The organism is Microbacterium allomyrinae (genome assembly GCF_020682705.1).
Taxonomy (GTDB): domain Bacteria; phylum Actinomycetota; class Actinomycetes; order Actinomycetales; family Microbacteriaceae; genus Microbacterium; species Microbacterium allomyrinae.
On the sequence record NZ_JAGTTN010000002.1, the window covers coordinates 689590 to 705439 of the forward strand.

At 68.6% G+C, this 15850-nt stretch carries 22 protein-coding genes; 6 read left to right on the forward strand and 16 right to left on the reverse strand.

What is annotated here, in order from left to right:
* Positions 1–128: 128 nt before the first annotated feature.
* Positions 129–383, forward strand: a complete 255-nt coding sequence (locus KEC57_RS09655; protein ID WP_229384371.1) for a hypothetical protein — start codon at positions 129–131, stop codon at positions 381–383.
* A gap of 31 nt (positions 384–414) precedes the next feature.
* On the opposite strand, the gene KEC57_RS09660 is transcribed toward KEC57_RS09655, so the two are convergent.
* The 4 genes from KEC57_RS09660 to KEC57_RS09675 all read right to left on the reverse strand — a co-directional run bounded on the left by KEC57_RS09660 (position 415) and on the right by KEC57_RS09675 (position 3564).
* Complete coding sequence (locus KEC57_RS09660; RefSeq protein ID WP_229384372.1) at positions 415–855, reverse strand: GNAT family N-acetyltransferase; 441 nt, start codon at positions 853–855, stop codon at positions 415–417.
* 72 nt (positions 856–927) lie between these two features.
* Positions 928–2112, reverse strand: coding sequence for an acetyl-CoA C-acetyltransferase (locus KEC57_RS09665; RefSeq protein WP_229384373.1), 1185 nt, complete (start codon positions 2110–2112; stop codon positions 928–930).
* Positions 2109–2762, reverse strand: coding sequence for a CoA transferase subunit B (locus KEC57_RS09670; RefSeq protein WP_229384374.1), 654 nt, complete (start codon positions 2760–2762; stop codon positions 2109–2111). The genes KEC57_RS09665 and KEC57_RS09670 overlap by 4 nt, the downstream gene beginning before the upstream one ends.
* 1 nt (position 2763) lies before the next feature.
* Complete coding sequence (locus KEC57_RS09675) at positions 2764–3564, reverse strand: CoA transferase subunit A (RefSeq protein WP_229384375.1); 801 nt, start codon at positions 3562–3564, stop codon at positions 2764–2766.
* 112 nt (positions 3565–3676) lie between these two features.
* Between KEC57_RS09675 and KEC57_RS09680 the strand changes: the two genes are divergently transcribed.
* From KEC57_RS09680 to KEC57_RS09700, 5 genes are all read left to right on the forward strand, one after another.
* Entirely contained in the window at positions 3677–4462 is a 786-nt protein-coding gene (locus KEC57_RS09680; RefSeq protein ID WP_372457014.1) for an IclR family transcriptional regulator, read from the forward strand.
* A 62-nt stretch (positions 4463–4524) separates the two neighbouring features.
* Positions 4525–4968, forward strand: a complete 444-nt coding sequence (locus KEC57_RS09685) for a MarR family winged helix-turn-helix transcriptional regulator (RefSeq protein WP_229384377.1) — start codon at positions 4525–4527, stop codon at positions 4966–4968.
* Positions 4965–6191: an MFS transporter gene (locus tag KEC57_RS09690; protein ID WP_229384378.1), complete on the forward strand. Its 1227-nt coding sequence runs from the start codon at positions 4965–4967 to the stop codon at positions 6189–6191. The genes KEC57_RS09685 and KEC57_RS09690 overlap by 4 nt, the downstream gene beginning before the upstream one ends.
* 548 nt (positions 6192–6739) lie before the next feature.
* Positions 6740–7537 carry a tyrosine-type recombinase/integrase gene (locus tag KEC57_RS09695; RefSeq protein ID WP_229384379.1) on the forward strand — a complete coding sequence of 266 codons (798 nt, stop codon included), beginning with the start codon at positions 6740–6742 and terminating at the stop codon, positions 7535–7537.
* Positions 7538–7550: 13 nt separating this feature from the next.
* On the forward strand, positions 7551–7781 hold the full coding sequence (locus KEC57_RS09700; protein WP_229384380.1) for a hypothetical protein: 231 nt from the start codon (positions 7551–7553) through the stop codon (positions 7779–7781).
* 1 nt (position 7782) lies between these two features.
* On the opposite strand, the gene KEC57_RS09705 is transcribed toward KEC57_RS09700, so the two are convergent.
* The 12 genes from KEC57_RS09705 to KEC57_RS09760 form a co-directional block, all read right to left on the reverse strand.
* Positions 7783–8082, reverse strand: coding sequence for a hypothetical protein (locus KEC57_RS09705; protein WP_229384381.1), 300 nt, complete (start codon positions 8080–8082; stop codon positions 7783–7785).
* A gap of 302 nt (positions 8083–8384) precedes the next feature.
* Positions 8385–9110 (reverse strand): M23 family metallopeptidase, encoded by a 726-nt coding sequence (locus tag KEC57_RS09710; protein WP_229384382.1) that lies wholly within the window; start codon positions 9108–9110, stop codon positions 8385–8387.
* A gap of 22 nt (positions 9111–9132) precedes the next feature.
* A complete protein-coding gene (locus KEC57_RS09715) occupies positions 9133–9720 on the reverse strand; it encodes a hypothetical protein (protein WP_229384383.1) in 588 nt (195 codons plus the stop codon).
* Positions 9721–11106: a hypothetical protein gene (locus tag KEC57_RS09720; protein WP_229384384.1), complete on the reverse strand. Its 1386-nt coding sequence runs from the start codon at positions 11104–11106 to the stop codon at positions 9721–9723.
* Entirely contained in the window at positions 11107–12252 is a 1146-nt protein-coding gene (locus tag KEC57_RS09725) for a hypothetical protein (protein ID WP_229384385.1), read from the reverse strand.
* A complete protein-coding gene (locus KEC57_RS09730) occupies positions 12252–12617 on the reverse strand; it encodes a hypothetical protein (protein ID WP_229384386.1) in 366 nt (121 codons plus the stop codon). Before KEC57_RS09730 ends, KEC57_RS09725 begins: the two co-directional genes overlap by 1 nt.
* A complete protein-coding gene (locus KEC57_RS09735; RefSeq protein ID WP_229384387.1) occupies positions 12614–13795 on the reverse strand; it encodes a hypothetical protein in 1182 nt (393 codons plus the stop codon). The genes KEC57_RS09730 and KEC57_RS09735 overlap by 4 nt, the downstream gene beginning before the upstream one ends.
* Entirely contained in the window at positions 13795–14301 is a 507-nt protein-coding gene (locus KEC57_RS09740) for a DUF4320 family protein (protein WP_229384388.1), read from the reverse strand. The genes KEC57_RS09735 and KEC57_RS09740 overlap by 1 nt, the downstream gene beginning before the upstream one ends.
* Positions 14302–14318: 17 nt before the next feature.
* On the reverse strand, positions 14319–14717 hold the full coding sequence (locus KEC57_RS09745; RefSeq protein WP_229384389.1) for a hypothetical protein: 399 nt from the start codon (positions 14715–14717) through the stop codon (positions 14319–14321).
* Position 14718: 1 nt separating this feature from the next.
* Positions 14719–15138 (reverse strand): hypothetical protein, encoded by a 420-nt coding sequence (locus KEC57_RS09750; protein ID WP_229384390.1) that lies wholly within the window; start codon positions 15136–15138, stop codon positions 14719–14721.
* A gap of 2 nt (positions 15139–15140) precedes the next feature.
* Positions 15141–15485: a hypothetical protein gene (locus KEC57_RS09755; RefSeq protein ID WP_229384391.1), complete on the reverse strand. Its 345-nt coding sequence runs from the start codon at positions 15483–15485 to the stop codon at positions 15141–15143.
* Between the two features lie 74 nt (positions 15486–15559).
* A partial coding sequence (locus tag KEC57_RS09760; protein ID WP_229384392.1) for a hypothetical protein occupies positions 15560–15850 on the reverse strand: 291 nt, incomplete at its 5' end.

Genomic DNA, 15850 nt, shown 5'->3' on the forward strand with positions numbered 1-15850 from the left:
ACGAGGCATCCCCTTTCCTCAGGCTAGCTTGCCGCCCACCCCGCTCGGGAGCCCCGCGCCACGAGCACGATGGTGCGCGTGCGATCCGACGCATGACGCGCGGCGCCCACCCGCGATAGCGTGTCGGCATGCGCAAGTACCTCTTCGGCACCGGCATCCTCACCGCCATCACCGGTGGACTGACACTGCTGCGATCCATGCGCGAGGACGCTCCCTTCACGTGGCGCGCCGCGCTCGCATGGCTCAGCTGGGGCATCTCGCTGACCCTCGCGATCGGTGCGATCGTGGACGTCCGACGCGCGTCGCGCGGCGCGATCGTCGCCGAGGACTCTCCCGTGCACGGCCGCGAGAAGAAGCTCCTGAAGCGCAATCTGCGCGGCTGACGCGCCGGGCAGCTCTCGGTATCCGAGCCGGTCAGAGCGTGATCTCGTAGTGCACGAATCCCGTCGATCCAGCCACCCGGTCGTACAGTCCACGGGCAGTGACGTTGTCGGAGGCGGTCAACCAGTAGACCTTGCTCGCGCCGTTCGCCTTCGCCCACTCCGTCACGTGCGCGATGAGTGCGCGCCCCACCCCTCCGGCGCGGGCGGCGGGGTCGACGAACAGGTCTTCGAGGTAGCAGTAGACGCCGGTCGTCCAGGTCGCCGAGTGCGTCAGCCAGTGAACCAGCCCGATCGCCCGGCCGCCGGCATCTCGCGCGATCGCTCCGTGCAGCTCGTCGTCGGCGACGATGCGCGCGAATGTCGAGTCCGACACGTCGGGCGCCACTTCCGACTCGTAGAACGTGATGTAGGCCTGCCAGAGCGTGTCCCATTCGGCGCGGTCGGCGGCGGTCGGTCGTGAGATCGTCGTCACGACGACGACGCTACCGCCTCGGCCCCGACCGCACCCGATCGGAGTGAGCTCGGCGGTGAGGTCCGTACAGGATCAGCGCGTCAGGATGAGCGCGTCTCCTTGACCGCCGCCGCCGCACAGCGCGACCGCGGCCGTGCCGCCGCCGCGGCGGATCAGCTCGTGCACGGCATGCACGACCAGGCGGTTGCCCGATGCCCCGATCGGATGCCCGATCGCGATGCCCCCGCCGTGCGGGTTCACGACATCGTCGGAGAGGCCCAGCTCCACCTGCGACCGGGCGACCACGGCCCCGAACGCCTCGTTGATCTCCACGACGTCGAGATCGGATGCCGCGATCCCCTGCTTCGCCAGCGCCTTCTCGATCGCGCGCGCGGGCTGTGCGTGCAGCGAGTTGTCGGGGCCGGCGACCTGTCCGGATGCCCCGACCACCGCGAGCACGGGCCAGCCGTTCTCGTCCGCGTGCGACCGGCTCGTGAGCACCACGGCGGATGCTCCGTCGGAGATCTGCGACGAGTTGCCGGCGGTGATCGAGCCGCCTTCGGCGAACGCCGCGCGCAGCCCCGCGAGCGACTCGACGGTCGTGTCGGGCCGGACGCCCTCGTCCCGGATGACGAGGATCGGGTCGCCCTTGCGCTGCGGAATCTCGATCGTCACGATCTCGGCGTCGAACACTCCCGCAGCCTGTGCGGCGGCGGCGCGCTGGTGCGAGCGCGCGGCGACCGCATCCTGCGCCGCGCGGGTGACCTCGAGACGGGTGTTGTGCCGTTCGGTCGATGCGCCCATGCTCTCGCGGTCATAGGCGTCGGTCAGCCCGTCGTAAGCCATGTGGTCGAGCACCTCGATCGAGCCGTATGTCCAGCCGTCGCGCGATCCCATGAGCAGGTGCGGCGCTCTCGTCATCGACTCCATGCCCGCTGCCACCACGACCCGCGCGTCCCCGACGGCGATCATGCGGGCACCGTCGATGATCGCGGTGAGACCCGACAGGCACACCTTGTTGACGGAGCCTGCGTGCACATCCCATCCGATGCCGGCACCCACGGCCGCCTGACGTGCGGCGTTCTGCCCCGACCCGGCGGCGAGCACTTGGCCGACCAGCACGGCGTCCACCGCCGCTGCCGGAATCGCACCCTTCTCCAGCGCGCCGCGGATCGCGGCGCTTCCCAGCTGCACCGCGGTGAGCGGCGCCAGCTGGCCCTTCAGTCGCCCCTGCGGAGTACGCGCGGCTGCGACGATGACGACGTCGTCGTGGTTCATGCTTCGATTCTCTCTCCGATGGCGACGGTCAGCTCCGGTTCGGTCGCGGCGACCACCTCGTCCAGCGTGACTCCTGGGGCGAGCTCCACGAGCACGAGCCCGGCATCCGTCACGTCGATCACCGCGAGATCGGTGATGATGCGGTCGACGACGCCCTTGCCGGTCAGCGGCAGCGAGCAGTCGTTCACGATCTTCGCCGATCCGTCTCGGGCGACGTGCTCCATGAGCACGATCACCCTGGCCGCGCCGTGAACGAGGTCCATCGCGCCGCCTGGGCCCTTGACCATCTTTCCGGGGATCATCCAGTTCGCGAGGTCGCCCGAGGCCGAGACCTGCATGGCGCCGAGGATGGCGGCGTCGATCTTGCCGCCGCGGATCATCCCGAAGCTCGTGGCCGAGTCGAAGAAGGCCGCCCCGGGAAGCGTGGTGACCGTCTCCTTGCCGGCGTTGATGAGGTCCGGATCGACCCGATCCTCGGTCGGATACGGCCCGACGCCGAGGATCCCGTTCTCGGACTGCAGCACGACGGTGACGCCGTCGGGAACGTGGTTGGGCACCAGCGTCGGCAGGCCGATGCCGAGGTTGACGTAGGCCCCGTCGGCGAGCTCCTGCGCGGCCCGGGCCGCCATCTCGTTGCGGGTGAGCGCCATGTCAGGCTCCTTCCGGCACGGCGGCGGCGTCGGTCGCGGAATCCGTGACCGTCCGGCGCTCGATGCGCTTGTCGATGTCGCGTCCGGCCTCGACCATGCGGTGCACGTAGATGCCGGGGAGGTGGATGGCGTCGGGATCCAGCTCACCGGGTTCGACGAGTTCCTCGACCTGGGCGATGCAGATGCGGCCGGCCATCGCGGCGAGCGGATTGAAGTTTCGCGCGGCCTTGTTGAAGATCAGATTGCCGTGACGGTCGCCCTTCAGCGCGTGCACGAGCGAGAAGTCGGTGACGATCGCCTCTTCCAGCACGTACTCGCGCGGCGTCCCCGACACCTCGAACGTGCGGACGTCTTTCACGGGAGATGCCACCGCGATGTTGCCGGCTCCGTCATAGCGCCGCGGAAGACCGCCCTCTGCGACCTGGGTTCCGACGCCGGTCTGCGTGTAGAACGCGGCGATGCCCGATCCGCCCGCGCGCAACTTCTCCGCGAGCGTGCCCTGCGGGGTCAACTCGAGTTCGAGTTCGCCGGTAAGGAACTGGCGCTCGAACTCCTTGTTCTCACCGACGTACGACGACGTCATCTTGCGGATGCGCTTGGCGTTGAGAAGGATCCCGAGGCCCCAGTCATCGACACCGCAGTTGTTGCTGACGACGCTCAGGTCGCGCGTCCCCTGCGCCAGGAGGGCCTCGATGAGGGCGATCGGGTTGCCCGACAGGCCGAATCCTCCCACCGCCAGCGAAGCGCGGTCGGGGATGTCTGCCACGGCCTGCGCCGCAGAGTCCCAGGTCTTGTCGATCACGCATGCTCCTTCGCTCCGGTGTCCGAACACCATGGTGTGCGAGCGCCCAGGCGGATGACGCGACGACGCTTGCCATGTGGAGCACGGATCACCTAGCGTCCATATTGTGGACATCCCGTCGAGAAGAGCTGTACCGGGAGCGCAGTCCGTCGCGCGCGCTGCGATGTTGCTGCGGCTCGTGACCTCGGCCCGCGACGACGGGACGACGGTCGCCGACCTCGCCCGGCGAGCCGAGCTCACGCGTCCGACCGTGCACCGGCTGCTCACGGCGCTGCGTCACGAGGGTCTGGTCGATCAGGATGAGAGGACGGGACGCTGGATGCCCGGGCCCGAGCTCTACTTGATGGGAACGGTGGCGGCTTCCCGGTACGACATCACCGCCATCGCGCGCGACATCGTGCGCTCGCTCGCGGTCCGCACCGAAGAGAGCGCCTTCCTCTCGGTTCGTCGGGGTGACGAGACGGTGTGCCTGCTGCGCGAGGAGGGCAGCTTTCCGATCCGTTCCTTCGTGCTGTCGGAGGGTGTGCGGTTTCCGCTGGGCGTCGCGTCGGCGGGTCTCGCGATCCTCGCGTTCCTGCCTCCCCACGATGTGGACGCGTACTTCGAGCGGCACCCCGAACTGAGCGCAGGCTGGGGCGCGTCACACGGCGAGGCGCGGCTCCGCGGACGCCTGCGCGATACGAAGGAGCGCGGGTACGCGGTCAATCCCGGACTGATCGTCGAGGGCAGCTGGGGTCTCGGGGCCGCGGTCTTCACCCGGGAAGGGCATCCGCAGTGGGCGCTCAGTCTCACCGGCGTCGAGTTCCGATTCGGGCCGGAGCGCCTGCCGGAGCTCGGCCGCACGCTTCTCGCGCATGCTCATCAGCTGACGACCCGTATCGCCGCGACCAATCGATAGCTCGTCCGCCGATCACCCTCTTCTTCAATACCGGCGGTATATATCGCTGGTATGTTTATTTCGTGACACGAGATCAAGACATCGAGACCCTGATCGTCGCCGCGCACGCGCTCACGCGCATCGCTGCGCTCGAGACGGCAAATGACACCCCCGCCGCGCAGTGGCGCACGCTCACGATCCTGCGCGACAACGGACCGCTCCGCCTCGGCGAGCTCGCGAGACTGAGCCGCGTGACCCAGCCGGGCATGACCCGCCTCGTCGGTCAGATGAGCGAGCTCGGGCTCGTCGTGAGAGAAGCGGATGCCGCGGACTCGCGTGCGACGGTGGTCGAAGCCACTCCGCTCGGCCTCGAAGCGCTCCAGACCTGGCTGGCGCAGCTGACCGCCGCGCTGACCCCGCACTTCGATGACCTCACCGACGAGGAATGGACCGCGCTGCGCACGACCGCAGACGTGCTGACCCGCCCGATCACGCGCCCGGTCCGGGCCACCGAGGCCGTTCGATGAGCGCCCCGGCCGCAGCATCCGTGTGGCGCCAGCCCGCGCAGGTCTGGGCCGTGGCTTTCGCCTGTGTCGTGGCATTCATGGGCATCGGGCTGGTCGACCCCATCCTGCCTGCGATCGCCGAATCGCTCGAGGCGAGCCCCGTCCAGACCGAACTGCTGTTCACCAGCTACCTGCTCGTCACGGGACTCGCGATGCTCGTGACGAGCTGGATCTCGAGCCGCATCGGCGCGAAGGCGACGCTCCTGATCGGACTCGGACTCATCGTGGTGTTCGCGCTGCTGTGCGCGATGAGCGGCAGCGTCGACGCGATCATCGGATTCCGCGCGGGATGGGGCCTGGGCAACGCCCTGTTCATCTCCACCGCACTCGCGACGATCGTGGGGGCCGCGAGCGGCGGCACGGGCGCAGCCATCGTCCTCTACGAGGCGGCACTCGGGCTCGGAATCGCGGTCGGCCCCCTCTTGGGCGGCTTCCTCGGCGAGATCAGCTGGCGCGGCCCGTTCTTCGGCGTCGTGGCGCTCATGGCGATCGCGTTCATCGCCGTGCTGGTGCTGGTGCGCGGACCGAGCGAGAAGCCGGTGCGGCTGGCACTGTCGGCGCCCCTGAAGGCGCTGCGGGTCCCGTCCCTGGCCGTACTGGCGATCGCCGCCCTGTTCTACAACATCGGCTTCTTCGTCCTGCTGGCCTTCTCGCCGTTCCCTCTCGGATTCGGAGCTATCGGCATCGGCCTCACCTTCTTCGGCTGGGGTGTCGCGCTGGCCGTCACCAGCGTGTGGGTCGCACCCCTCATGCTGCGGCGGATGACCCGCACCTCGGCGATGCTCGTCACACTCCCCGTCCTGGCCGCCGACCTCGTCGTCGCCGGGATCCTCGTCGACGACGCCGCCGCGCTCGTGGTCTGCATCATCGTCGGCGGCCTGCTGCTGGGCGTCATGAACACCGTGCTCACCGAGTCCGTGATGGAGGCCACCGACCTTCCCCGGTCGGTCGCGTCGTCCGCATACTCCGCCGTCCGCTTCCTCGGAGGCGCCGCCGCTCCCCCGCTTGCGGCGCTGCTGTGGCATCTGTACGGCCCGACCGTTCCGTATCTGTTCGCGGCGGCATCCGTCGTCATCGCCGCCGCGACGATCGCCTTCGGCCGGCGCTCGCTCGCGCGGGTCGACACGCGTGAAGCGGATGCCGCGGAAGAAGCCGTGGCGGTGCTCGTCGGCGACGCCGCCTGAGACCCCGGCACACGCAGAAGAGCGGCCCTCTCGGGCCGCTCTTCTGGTTTGGTGCACCCCCTCGGACTTGAACCGAGAACCCACTGATTCAGAGTTCGCTGACGCGTTCTGGGGCATCGTCGCGCAGCTCGACGCCGAGGCGGTGCGCTGATGGCGATGTGCGATGACGTGATCGATCCCGGCGAGACGTGGGAGCACTGGTGCGATCGGCCGGCCGAGCACGTCGGCGATCACCGATGCGGCGACTGCGGCGACGTGTGGAATCCATCGCCCGAGAACGGCGATCGCGACGAGTGGCCGGAATACTGGATCGAGCGGCACGAGAAGTGGGACGGCACGTGCGCTGAGTGCCGAGAGATGCGCGACGAACTCTTGTCGGAAGCCGACAAAGATTCCTCGTCGACGAGATCTCCCGCGTTGTTGCACATCGACAATCCCTCTGCGTCCGCGTAACCCGCGGTTACACACGGCTCGACGTCACGATGCGGCCGACAATCCTCGGCGTACCGTCTGGGGTGAAGACCGAAATACCGACTCACCCGTCATGGGTGGAACCACTCTCGGCATACCTGGGATGGCTCAGAGGCCTACGCCGAGCAGAGGGAACGATCTATCAGCACAGCTACCATCTGCGGCGGTTCGCACGCGATACCCAGCATGAGCCGTGGCCGGTCACGCTCGAGCAGCTCGTCGCCTACCTCGCGACGCGCGACGATCTGGGGGCATCCGCGCGCCGGACGCTGCGACAGGTTCTCCGAGGCTTCTACGCATGGGGACAGGTCGTCGGCCGATGGGACGAGAACCCGGCGCGACACATGCCGTCGATCACGCCGAAGCGGGGTGTACCGAGGCCAGCTCCCGAGCACTCGGTGAAGCTCGGTCTGCGATCGCCGGCCGAGCGGACGCGGCTCATGGTCCTGCTCGCCGTGCGCGCCGGCTTGCGATGCGTCGAGATCTGCCAGGTGCGCACGGATGACCTGGTCGAGGATCTGGTCGGGTATTCGCTGATCGTGCGAGGCAAGGGTGAACGGATGCGCATGGTGCCAGTTCCCCTCGAGGTCGTACACGCGATCCAGGCGCAGCCCGGAGGCTACCTGTTCCCTGGACAGATTCACGGGCACCTGTCGGCAGGCCGCGTGTCTGAGCTGATCAGCGATGCACTGCCGCCGGGTGTCACCGCGCACCAGCTGCGACACCGATACGGCACACGCGCCTATCAACTCGGGGGGCGCGACATCGCCGCGGTGCAGCAGCTGCTGGGCCACGCCTACATGACGACGACGCAGATCTACGTGCAAGTAGAGGATGAGGCGGTGCGCCGCGCGGCGCTGGCAGCTGCCGGCTGACAGGCTTGCGGGCATGTCTGACGTCGCGCCCCGCCGTTCTCGCTCGCTGATCGTCCTTCTGGTGGTGATCGGCGTGCTGCTGCTAGTCGCGATCGGCGTTCTGGTCGCGATCCTGTCGCAGCTGCAAGGCGCCGAGGCGCACCAGACCTATCTCGACTGCATGGCCCGCTACGGCTATCGACCCGACGAGATGAACGCGGACATCGACGGTATGGCAGACGCAGCGGGCCGCTGCGATCGTTAGCTCAGCGGGTCGGGTTGGCGAGTGCGGTGCCGAGGCCGACTGCCGCGAGTAGGTTGCCGCCGACGACGAGCGCGTCGCCGTACTCGGGCAGCTGCACGGCGAGCAGCGGGCCGGCGAACAGTGCCGCGATGCCGACCAGGAACAGGGTCCGGCGCGCGTTCAGCGGCAGGAACTCGGCGGGCGGTCCGCCGGCGTAGATGTCACCCTCGAGGGTGCTCTGGTACGTAAGCGGTTCGGCGTCGTAGCTCCCGGCGAGTGAGGCCTGGTACTCCTCGCGCGTCTGGGGTTTGGGGTCGCTCATGGGTTCCTCCTGTTTCTTCGATGTGCCGCTCGAGGCGGCTGTCGGTGTCGACTTGCCGGCGCATGATCCACGCGATGTCTCGCTGGATTGCGAGCAAGATGCTGTTGTTCTGTTCGTGCTTCCCGTCGAGGTCGTCGCGCAGGTTCGATTCGTGGTCGTTCTGCACCTGGCCCTGAATGGCTTTCACCCGCCGGACCAGGCGGGTACCGAACACGGTGAGGACCGTGCCGACCAGGCCGATCGTCGCGACGACGGCGGCGCTGACCGCCGCGACGATCTGCACGGTTACGGCGTCGCTCACGTCAGAACGAACCTGCGTTCAGACGCTCCTGCACGCGACGGATCGTCGCGGAGTCGTTCGCGTCGAGGTATCCATCGGCCGGCGTGCCGAGGTAGACCTGGAGCGCGTGCACGGTGCGGAATCGACCGACGCGCCGGCCGATGTTGGACGCCAGGCCGAGGCCGTCGACGAGCAGCTCGCGGCCGTCCCAGTCGCGCGCGCCGGCGCCGTTGAGGCGCTCCTGCAGGCGGTGCACGAACGCGGACGGGGTATCGAGCTTGCCGTCTGCGGGCGTGCCCAGGTCGGCCTGCCAGGCGGCGATGGTGAACCCGCCGAGCCCGCCGTCGACGACCAGCTGCCCGACGCGTCCGGCGAGCCACGTGACCGGGTCGGTGTGCCACCCGCCGACCCAGATCTCGAAGTGCAGGTTCTTGCCCTTCGCGTTGCCGCTGGCGCCCATGAGGCCGAGCTTGGCGCCCTCGCCTATCCAGCTGCCCTTGCGGACGGCCGGCGCGACGGCCAGGTGCATGTACTTCGACGTGATGCCGTTGCCGTGGTCGATGACGACGGTGTAGCCGGCGGCATCGTTCAGCCAGCCGGCGAACGTGACCAGGCCGGCGCCGATCGCGTAGACGCCGTCGAAGCCGATGAAGTCGCAGCCGTCGTGATGGTTGGTCAGACCGCCGGTGCGGGGGCCGTACTTGCTGCTGACGGTCGGGGCGGTGGTGGTGCCGTTGGGGTAGAGCATGAGGGGTGGTCCTTTCGGTGTGTCAGGGTGTGGGGATCTTGATCAGCAGGTAGTCGACGGCGTATTCGGCATTCGCGCCCACAGCGAGGGATGCGTAGCCGGCGGCCGAGTTGAGCGCGGTCGTCGTGGCGATGACGAGATCGTTTTTCACCCACTCGATCTGTGTGCCTCGGACGCGGTAGCCGATCACGTCGCCCGGTTCCCAGGTGCCGGTCGCGGCGCCGGAGATCGCGCCGGCCGCGCTGAGTGCGATGCGACTGTCGGTGCCGCCGGAGAGCGCGGATCGGCGGGCGAGCAGCGAGAGCAGCCCCACGGAGATTGAGGTGACTTTCACGTAGAGGGAGTAGTCGGGCTGCGGCATCGCCACGCCGAGGACGGATGCCGTGCCGCCGGCGCCGACGCGGCTGAGCATGCCGCCGGTGATGTTCCATGCCGCGCCGATCGACGCGGCGAACGCGAGCGAGGCGGTGCCGCCGAGTCCGTTGTTCAGGGTGCGCCCGCTCGCGAGGCCGTCCGGCGCGGCGAAGCTGTCGGATGCGTAGAGCGTTTCGAGGGTGACGCCCTCGCCGGCGCCGCCGGCGCGGGCGATGACCAGTCCGATTCCGGACATTTAGAACCATCCAATCTGTGTCATGCGGTCGTAAACGATCCGCGCTTGCACGTCTTTTGCCGCGTCGTTCAGGTGCAGCACGTCGCCGGCAGCGCGGAGCGAGGTGGGAATCGTGTCGTTGCCGATGTCGGTGAGGTCCGGGCCGGTCGGGGTGATCCCGGCCATCGCGAGGCCGTCATCGATCAACTTCCGGCGCACGTCCACGAACCGGAACCCGTACTCACGCTTCAGCGCAGCGTTGAGCGCGACGACCGCGGTATGGGTGCCTGAGCCCGCGATCTCGTTGGTCGCGTTCATCACCCCGACTACGAGGAACTTCCGCCGTCCGCCGGTCTGCCACTGCACCATCGAGTGCGTGTCCTCGAGTACCCGATCGAGGTCCGCGACGTTGTTACGGCCGAGCTGGATGACCTGGTTGTAGCCGGCGTACGTGTCGCGTGCTGCCGTGATGAGAGGTTCGCGGTAGGGCACCGGAACCGCGGCGCCGGCCGTCGCGCGCGTGAACCGGTAGCGCCCGTCACCCTCCACCCACACGAACGTTCCCTCGACGCCGGCGAGGCGGCTCGGGTTGACGCTCTTGGTGCCCTGCTTCATCAGCGTGGTGGTGGCCGTGAACCCGGTTGCGCCGCCGTTGTAGTACGGGGTGACGAACACCGCGCCGGATGCCGGGATCTCGCCGCCGTCGACGGCGAGCCATATCGGGTTTGCGCTGGTGCGGCCGGCGATGTCGTAGGATCGTTCGCCGCCGATCGCGTTGTCGATCCACACCTCGCCGGTGAGGGTCGCCATACGGGTCGCGAGGCCGAGCGACATCGAGTCGCCCGATTGCATCCAGGCCGGCCCTGTCTCATCGATCGGGGACCCGCCGCCGCCCTCGTTCTCGGGGTAGACCGTCCCGTCGATGCGCACGCCCGACTCGACGGTCAGCGCACCCGTTGCGGGGTCGCGGAACATCACCGCGAACGCCCATCCGGTGCCGTCCAGATCGATCACCTCTGCACCGGAGATCAATCCCGCGGCGACGTCGGGCGCGAGCGCGGCGCGGCGCACGCTGCCGTCTTGCAGGGTGACCTTGGAGTAGATGCCGCGCGTCTCGTCGGCGCGGATGAACGGCTCGCCGTTCTCGAATCGCACGGTGTAGACGTCTTCGGGATTCACCTCGAACTCGGGGACGTTCTTGGCATCCAGCTCGCCGTCGACGGCAGCCGCGGCCGCCGCCGCGACCGTGGGGTCGGAAGCGAGTTCGGTCGTGACTCGGGCATGCACGGCATCCGGGATTGCGCGTGCGGACTTGTTCAGTACCTCGCTGAATCCGGCGCCCTCGTCGGCGAGGTCGTCCTCGCCGTAGATCCAGAATCCGTCTTCGTCGTAATGTCCTGTCGCCATTTAGGCCACCTCTCTCATGCGTACGCTCATTTCGTCGGCCGGCCAGTTCCACTGCACCGCGCTGCATTTGCCGGCGAGGCTGCCGCGGGGGCTGATGAACACGGCGCCGTCGCCGGGTGTCAGGGCGTAGTCGGATACCGCGAGCAGCTCGAGCGAGCGCGCGCGGCCGACGATCTGCTGCCGGATGTTCTCGGCCAGCGCGTCCGGGTCGCTCGGGGCGCCCCACTCAGCGGGGTAGGTGCGGGTGTAGATCTTGACCGGCTCGCCCGGTGTGGTCGCGAAACCGCGTGTGGTGACGCCGGCGCGGGTGAACACGACCTGCACGGCCGTGTACCAGCCGTCGTCGCGGCTGCGCTTCTCCACAGCGTTCACGACCGAACGTGAGGCGCCCGCCGAGCGCAGCGTGCGCGTGTATGGGGTGCCTCGTGAGTAGTTCGCGTGGAAGTGGCCGTCCTCGTCGCAGTACATCAGGTAGTTGCGGGAGCGGGCCATCTGCTGCAACACCTCCCACGCGGTCTGTCCGGGCTGCCAGATGCGGGTATCGCCGAGCACCCACGACGGCAGCACGGGTGCCTCGCCGGCCACGGTCGTGAGCGTGAACCCGCTGCGGGCCAGCACCCACTCGAGACAGTCCCGGATCGTCGCGCCGGGGATGGTGTACTCGGCGGCGGTCCAGGCATCATCGAACAGTCGCGCCTCGCCGCTCGCGAGCGACAGCGCCACGGTGCCGGCTTTGCGGTCCACGGTCTGGTCGCGCAGCATCAGCCGGAAGTCCCGGTCCTGTGACCGCATCGGGTGCCCCGGCTCGGTGTAGTCGTGATAGACCGCGAGGGTGACGTCGGTGAGCGTGCCGCCGGCGAAATCGGCCGTGACATCGCCGAGCGTCTTGCCCCGGTACTTGCGGGTGAGGTCGCCGAGTCGGTCGACGCGGCCGAGCAGCTTGCGGACGGTGAGGGTTGCCCAGATGTCGTCGGCGAGCGGGTCGACATCGGCGATCGCGCCGTCGCCGAGCGCGCACGAGAGAGTGGCCTGGATGAACGGTACCCACTCGAGGTCCATCGTCAGCTGCTGCGTGTTCACCTCGAGCTGCATCGGCGGGTCGAGATCCAGCGTGATCTTCGTGCGGTGCTCGCTGAGCACGGCCATCACGACACCTCCGTGATCGGGACGATGCACAGCCAGCGCCGGCGCGTTTCAGGGTCCAGGTGCACCCGAATCCGGCCGGTGACGACGTATCGAAGATTCAGCAGCTCGCGGGTGTCGTCCGCGATCGTGAACTCGGCCGGGAGCTTGTGGGCGCGGTGGCAGTCACGCGCGCCGATCTCGTCGGCGAACAGCAGCTCGAGCGTGAGCACATCGGCGCCCGCGGGGCGCAGCGTGTAGACGTCGTCGCCGTCGAGGATCGAGTGCGCGACCGTGCGGGATTCGGCCTCGGCGCTGTAGCTGCTGACCAGCGCCTTGAGCGGGCTGAGCGTCGGCCCGCCGTCGTAGGTGATCGTCGTGGTGCTCACTCGAACGGCCTCCCCTCGCGCTGGCCCTGCGCGTTGACCTTCACGTAGATCGTGCGGCCATTGATGCTGTCGATCGCGCGCGTGAGTCCGGTGGTGTCGGCGAGCACATGGGCAGTCGTCGTGATGTGCGCGGGGGTCTCATCGAGTGCGCCCTGGAAGCGGTCGAGATCCTGATGCGCCTGGCCCGTCTCGGCGTCGATGACGATCTGTTCGCCATCGGGCAGCGTGATAAGTCGGTTGCCCAGCTCATCGACCTGGTAGGTCGCCTCGCCGGCTTGCTCCAGCATGTTGCGCAAGTAGCGGTCGGTGACGTCCTGCGCATTCTTCGCCTTGGCTGCGTTATCCTCGGTGATTCGGCCGATCTCAGCCCAGCGGTCGGCGATACCTCCCAGGCGCACCTCTTCCTGGTTCGCGTTCTGGCCGCCGAGGAACGCGCCGAGCTCCTCGCGCTTGCCTCGTTCCTCGTCAATCAGCGCATTGATCCGGGATTGAACCTCCGCCTGAGCCTCTGTGTCGCCGGCGTTGGCGGCGATCACGCGGGAGACCTCGAGGCCGAGGTCCTTGGCGTCGGTCTGGATCTGCTTCCACTCGTTGGCTCGGTCGGGGTCGAACATGACGGAGTTGGCTTCGCCGATCAGCTGCGCGGTGTCCAGGTAGGCGCGGCCATCCTCCGCTGCGGCCTGGTACATGCCGCCGATCCGCTCGCGCAGCCGGTCGGCTTCCTCCTGCTGCCGTTGCAGCTCGGCGGTGATGAGGCCGAGGCCGGCGGCGCCGGCCGCGGTCGCGGCTAGGCCGGCGATGCCGCCGAGGGCGCCGGCGCCGGCCAGACCGCCGAGGGTGTCCTGCGCGATCTGGGGCAGGTCGGATAGCTCGCCGCGGAACGAGCTGAACGTCTCGCCGAGGTTCTGGCGCAGCTCGCCGGATACTTCCGAGCCGGCGTCGCCGAGCTTGCGGAACCCACGGCTGCCGACGTCGCCGACGTCAGAGGTTTGTTTCGAGGTGTCCTTCGCCGCGTCGGACACGTCTTTGAAGCTGCGCTCGAGCCGGCCGAGCGACCGGTCGCCTTCGCGGGCGACGTCGTCGAGACTGTCGGCGACGCCGTCGAGGCCGCGTTCGACGTTCTCGGTGCCGCGCTCGAGCTTGGACGTGTTCGAGAGAAAGTCGATCTGGATGGGCATCAGCCGACCACCTCGACGTTCTCGACGTTGCCGAGATCTTCGACCACCTGAGCGACCCACAGCGCGACCAGGCGTCTGCCGGTCGCGCTGGCCGCGTCGAACGCGACCATGCCGTGGTGCGTGCGACCGGGAAACTGGCGGTTGATCGTGAGCGGGCGGGTGTATACGCGGCCCTTGCCGGATCTCTGGCGCACCTGGATGCGCTGGGTGCGCGCGCCGAACTCGTCACCCATCCACTGTTCGGCGGGCACCAGGCCGCCGCGCAGGGGCCGGCTCGAGGTTGCCGCGCGCAGCCTGACACCGCGATCCGTCAGGGACGCGCCGACACCGCCCGCGATCACGCGCTGCGCCCGCCGGCTGCGCGCACGCGACGCGACCTCGCGCTGCCACAGGGGCTTGATCTGGGCGCGCGCTCGCTTGTTGATGTTCAGGCGAATGTCGCGGCGGGCCAGTCGCAGCGCGTAGATCGTCGCTTGGATCTCGCGCGATTGCGTGACGTCGATCACGGGCGGTCGTCTCCGGGTCAGGGGATTTCGGGTGCGGTGAGGTACGAGCCGGTGAGCGTGATCTGCACCTCGGGGATCTGCGCGGCGCGGGCGAGGTTGAGCGGCGGGCGCACCAGCACGGTGTTGACCGTCACGCTGAACTCGTCGTCGTAGTGGGGGAACACCTCGAGCACCGCGGCCTGGCCGGGGTTGTCGTGGCAGAGCCGGTACAGCGAGGCGGCGTTCGCGGTGTCTTGCGCGACGGTGAGCTGCACCTGCACGTCGCCGTCGTCGGTGAGCGTGTTGTCGTCGCCGCCCTGCCAGGTGACGGGGTTCGGGTTGATGGCGATCGCGGACGTGTGGCCCTGGTACTCGTCGGCGCCGATCTTGAGCTTCCAGCGCTTGGTGCGCTTGGCGGTGTTGGCGGGAACAGTCATGTCATTCCTCCGTAGGGGTGAGGGCGCCGGTAGCGCTGATGGTGATCTGGTAGGCGGGTTTCTGGTCGTCGTACTCGTCGCGGACGGCGTTGCCGTCCCAGACGTGGTCGGGCAGGCCTGCGGCTTCGAGGATGCGGATCATCTGCTCGAGCGCGGCTTCGAGGTCGTCTTCCACGTCGCGCAGCTCGTCGCCGCGGGCGGCGTCGACGACGACCCACAGCAGCAGCCCCACCTCGAGCGGGATGCTGTTCTCGTCGGCCGAGAACCGAGATGCCGCGACGGTGCGCTGTTCGATGACGATCGCGACGGGCTTGCCGGCATCGTCGAACGTGCGCAGCCGGGTCGGCCAGTCGTAGATCTCCCACGTCGCCGGCGGCGTCTGCGCCTCGATCAGCTGCTTCAGTTCGCTGCGTGCACTCATGCTCAGCCGATCAGTGACCGCACGCGGCTGTGGTCATGCTCGGGGTCGTCATCGTCCACGTCGGGCACGATGAGCATCGCCATGATCTTCCGATCGAACGGGTACAGCCGCACGCTGTTCTCGCCGCCCATCTCGTCGTTGCTGTTGGCGGATGCCGCCTGCTTGTTCGCGAGAGCCTGGTAGACCACACCGACCGCGAACGATGTCGAGGGCGGCATGGTGGTGGCGATCGCCAGGCCGCGCTTGGTCAGGCATTCCTCGCGCGCGACGTCGAGGCCGAGCTGCGTCACGACGATGTTCAGCTGCGACTTAGCCGTGTCCGGGGTGAGCCATGCGAGATCGGGCATTGCGGCATCTTCCGCTCGAGGGTGGGCGCCGGGTCGGGGCGAGCTGGGACCTCAGCCCCGACCCGGCCGGGGGGTCAGTCGACGTCGACCTGGCGCTTCTGGATCGCGCGGTCGTCCTGGATCAGCTGCCCGCCGTAGGCGAAGAAGCCGAGGTCGATCGCGCCGTGCGCGATGTCGACGGCCTCGAGGCGGATCTGCGGGGACTGCCGCACGATCGCGGCGCGGCGGTCGTAGCCGACCAACTCGCCGGAGTCGAGGCCGAAGTCGACGTCGACCTTGAGCTTGCTGGTGACCTGAGCGGTGCCGTCGCTGAGGTCGACGAAACCGATCGAGTTGGCGAGCCATGCCGGCAGCTGCGCGACGGT

Coding starts and splice junctions, on each gene's coding strand:
- KEC57_RS09655 (WP_229384371.1), top strand. CDS start 129: ATGCGCAAGTACCTCTTCGGCACCGGCATCCTCACCGCCATCACCGGT.
- KEC57_RS09665 (WP_229384373.1), bottom strand. CDS start 2,112: ATGAACCACGACGACGTCGTCATCGTCGCAGCCGCGCGTACTCCGCAG.
- KEC57_RS09670 (WP_229384374.1), bottom strand. CDS start 2,762: ATGGCGCTCACCCGCAACGAGATGGCGGCCCGGGCCGCGCAGGAGCTC.
- KEC57_RS09690 (WP_229384378.1), top strand. CDS start 4,965: ATGAGCGCCCCGGCCGCAGCATCCGTGTGGCGCCAGCCCGCGCAGGTC.
- KEC57_RS09700 (WP_229384380.1), top strand. CDS start 7,551: ATGTCTGACGTCGCGCCCCGCCGTTCTCGCTCGCTGATCGTCCTTCTG.
- KEC57_RS09705 (WP_229384381.1), bottom strand. CDS start 8,082: ATGAGCGACCCCAAACCCCAGACGCGCGAGGAGTACCAGGCCTCACTC.
- KEC57_RS09710 (WP_229384382.1), bottom strand. CDS start 9,110: ATGCTCTACCCCAACGGCACCACCACCGCCCCGACCGTCAGCAGCAAG.
- KEC57_RS09715 (WP_229384383.1), bottom strand. CDS start 9,720: ATGTCCGGAATCGGACTGGTCATCGCCCGCGCCGGCGGCGCCGGCGAG.
- KEC57_RS09720 (WP_229384384.1), bottom strand. CDS start 11,106: ATGGCGACAGGACATTACGACGAAGACGGATTCTGGATCTACGGCGAG.
- KEC57_RS09725 (WP_229384385.1), bottom strand. CDS start 12,252: ATGGCCGTGCTCAGCGAGCACCGCACGAAGATCACGCTGGATCTCGAC.
- KEC57_RS09735 (WP_229384387.1), bottom strand. CDS start 13,795: ATGCCCATCCAGATCGACTTTCTCTCGAACACGTCCAAGCTCGAGCGC.
- KEC57_RS09745 (WP_229384389.1), bottom strand. CDS start 14,717: ATGACTGTTCCCGCCAACACCGCCAAGCGCACCAAGCGCTGGAAGCTC.
- KEC57_RS09750 (WP_229384390.1), bottom strand. CDS start 15,138: ATGAGTGCACGCAGCGAACTGAAGCAGCTGATCGAGGCGCAGACGCCG.
- KEC57_RS09755 (WP_229384391.1), bottom strand. CDS start 15,485: ATGCCCGATCTCGCATGGCTCACCCCGGACACGGCTAAGTCGCAGCTG.